Source organism: Methylobacterium bullatum (assembly GCF_014845095.1).
Lineage (GTDB): Bacteria > Pseudomonadota > Alphaproteobacteria > Rhizobiales > Beijerinckiaceae > Methylobacterium > Methylobacterium bullatum.
On sequence record NZ_NKUG01000286.1, the window covers coordinates 1 to 673 of the forward strand.

The window sequence follows — 673 nt, forward strand, 5'->3', positions numbered from 1 at the left end:
GCCGGTGTGGTGACGAACACGAAAACAACCTCCCCGTCATCGCCGGCGGGGAGGTTGGTCCGGTTCGGCGAGCCCGGTCATGCCGGGATCGCCCTCAATTCTGCGCCGCCGCTTCGCGGGTGACGCCCGGGCGCGGCCGGTTGACGGCGACGGTGTCTCCGGTGCGGCTGATCTCGATGGCGTCGGCGGTGCCGCCGAGTTCCTGCGGGGTCGAGAGGGTCACGCTCTGGCCGTTGGCCAGGACCGTCTCGAATCGCATTGCCCGGCTGGTCCCGGTGCGGGCCAGGGTGACGACCACCCGGTAGCCCTTGGGCTCGGCGGTGTAGTAGGCGACGCCCGAGAGCTCGCCCAGCGAGACGCTGCCACCGTCGAGGGGCTTGATCGTCTCGGCGGAGGCCGGAAGGGTGGCGACGCCCACGGTGACGGTGGCGAGGGCGGCGGCGGTGATGAGGCTACGGAGTGTCATGGTGACGGGTCTCGCTGTCTTGGCAGGGGCGGTGCGCCCTTGCCGGTGACGCGAAGATGCTGTGCGGTGCATCATGGATCAAACAGATTGGATCGATAATGACTATTGACCATGTCGATCTATCTCGCATCGACCTCAATCTGCTGGTGGCCCTCGACGCCCTCCTCGCCGAGCGCAACGTCACCCGCGCCGCCGCCCGGATCGGCA

1 protein-coding gene and 1 pseudogene are annotated in these 673 nt (G+C 68.5%); one reads left to right on the top strand and one right to left on the bottom strand.

The window, feature by feature from the left end:
- Positions 1-94: 94 nt before the first annotated feature.
- Positions 95-466, bottom strand: coding sequence for a hypothetical protein (locus MBTS_RS23155; protein WP_056160403.1), 372 nt, complete (start codon positions 464-466; stop codon positions 95-97).
- Positions 467-564: 98 nt separating this feature from the next.
- Here MBTS_RS23155 and MBTS_RS23940 point away from each other — a divergent pair.
- Positions 565-673: pseudogene (locus MBTS_RS23940) on the top strand (LysR family transcriptional regulator); the annotation flags it as partial.